The sequence below is a fragment of the Paenibacillus sp. P4_E11 genome, from assembly GCF_056401635.1.
This window is the reverse complement of the sequence record NZ_JBFUIX010000337.1, coordinates 1-2,366: the sequence shown is the minus strand read 5'-3', so window position 1 is coordinate 2,366 and position 2,366 is coordinate 1. Positions and strand designations below refer to the sequence as shown.

At 36.0% G+C, this 2,366-nt stretch carries 3 protein-coding genes; all 3 read left to right on the top strand.

Annotated elements, in window-relative coordinates:
- A partial coding sequence (locus AC1DWB_RS33660) for a hypothetical protein (RefSeq protein WP_477545441.1) occupies nt 1-327 on the top strand: 327 nt, incomplete at its 5' end.
- A gap of 378 nt (nt 328-705) precedes the next feature.
- Entirely contained in the window at nt 706-1,218 is a 513-nt protein-coding gene (locus AC1DWB_RS33655; RefSeq protein WP_477545440.1) for a DUF4365 domain-containing protein, read from the top strand.
- Entirely contained in the window at nt 1,218-2,333 is a 1,116-nt protein-coding gene (locus tag AC1DWB_RS33650; protein ID WP_477545439.1) for a hypothetical protein, read from the top strand. The genes AC1DWB_RS33655 and AC1DWB_RS33650 overlap by 1 nt, the downstream gene beginning before the upstream one ends.
- The last annotated feature ends 33 nt before the right edge of the window (nt 2,334-2,366 follow it).

The following is a 2,366-nucleotide window of genomic DNA, read 5'->3' as shown; positions in this document are numbered from 1 at the left end:
CTATCTGCATTTGTCAGAGTTAAGAATGTAGAACAATTACTAGAGGTTGAAGGTATACTGGATGAATTTTTAGAAAATGATTTTGGAGAATTAAAAAAGATATCCTCTAAAATAAGTGGAAATTGTTATGAATTGATTATGAGAATTGAAATGAAGTTAGAAATATACTACTCGATGTTAGATGAATTGAAACAAGGTTCGATTGAGTCAGAGGAATTCATTAATTCATACTATGACTGGTTTAGTTATATTGAAGCAATAGTTTTCGAATTCCAGTGTGAAACAGTCGAGATATCAGATGAGTATTTCAAACATTTCAAAAAATAAGTCAAAGCCCTCATTTCCTCAGGGAGGGGGCTTTTTGTATTTTGTTAAACTTCCTTCATATTAACGAAGTATTCGCCAGTTGAATGTTGGATTGTGGAATCGAGAGCATTTCGAAATTTACTTAAATTCATAATTATCGATGTCACTAATTCCCTGAATACTCCAAACCCCATTTCTCATATACCATTCAATTGGGCAGTAATCGGTAGCTGATCGAAGTTCAAGCACCCCCTCGGTCCAGTAAAGCGGGTAGCTAATCCGGAAAAGAATACGCATGTCGCGCACGAGGGAGAGGGGTAGTCGATAACTTGATCAAATTCCATTTACGTTGCAGGAAGATGTTTCCTTTTGTCGAATAGAGTTGATGAGGTGAGGTTGTTGTCGGTAAAAATACAACATAAAGAAGAGTTCCTTTCTCTTTCATATATAAGTGCAGTTGTGGCGATGTCTGGTTTCCCTATTGATATTACATCACATGACTATGGTGTCGATGTCTCGGTAAGAAGAGTGGATAGTGTCGAGGGAAAGCTTATTGACATGGGTGTGATATTTGACTGCCAGTTAAAAGCGACTATTAACTGGAAGCTTGAAGATACCACAATAGTATACGACTTAGAAGTCGATACTTATAATAAACTTATCTACAGACATAGAAACAAATCATATCCCTGCTTTCTAATGGTTCTTTGCTTGCCGAAAGATGAAATAGATTGGATGGAATTGACTGAAGAAGAACTATTTATTCGTAAATGTTGTTATTATTATTATGTTAATGGGGAACCTACTAACAACACCAGTAAGATAAGGATAAGAATACCTCGCGAGCAGGTCTTTTCTCCGGAAGCTATCCTAAAACTATATGAGGATGTTCAATCGGGGGTTTATGAATAATGAAAGATAATATATACAATATCTCCCTCAATGATCTTGAGGCGTACCTTATTAACCACGGATGGACTAAAGACTACACAAATAAGAATAAAAAAAATATGCGATACACAGGCATAAATAACGATCATGGGAAACCATTGGAATTGTTTATTCCTGCATACTCTTACTTTGATGATTTTCACTTACGAGTGCGAGACATCGTAAATGTACTTGCCTCTATACAAAAAAAACATGTATCAGAAATCATAAATGAAATATCACGGATAAATCGTGACATATTTAGGATTAGTGTACCAAATGTGGGACGTGGAGGAATCCCACTGTCCTACGCAGCGGATAGTGTGAATGCGATAAAGAACCTTTATATGTATTCTGCAAGTTCTGAAGTAATAAGCTTACCATTCTTTAATAAGCCGATATTAGCGGGACAATATCACGCATCGATATGCGAGTTCGATCATACATTTCAAGGGAGTTTTGGTTTTACTATCAATTCACCAGTTACATCTGATCCGATTCAAATGGTACTATTCGATAAAGAAGATATTCCATTTGAAAGACGTGTTATGGAAAGGATTGTACGCAGTCTGGATTTAATAGAGAAATCTGTAGATAATCATGATGCAGATATATTAGTCAGTAATTATGACATTGGACTTAATTCGAGGATGTGTGAATCATTACTCGAAATCTCCAATAACAAAACTAAAAATATTAATCTAAGTGTAGAATGGAGCTACAGATTTGAGGTTTCTGAGGACATTAAAAATAAATTCAATTGGCTCCTTTCGGAGGAAGCATATGTAAATATTGAGTATGCGGCAAATGAACTCAAGAAAATTGAACCTCAGACACTGACTATAATAGGGACTATAATCACACTTCATTCCACTCGAAACCCTGCAAGTGATKATAACTTTATGGGTCAAGCAACTATTAAGATAAAGCACGATAATAGAACAATTGATGTCAAGGTAAGCTTGGAAAAGGATGGTTACGGTGTAGCTTTAGATGCCCATGGACGTGGTACGCGCATTAAAATTACCGGACAACTCTTCAAAAAAGGTAACTCATGGAAAATGGTTGAAGTTGAAAGTATTAGTATGTATATATAGTTAACGGTTGGGTCGTTTAGCGCCGCCCATGCC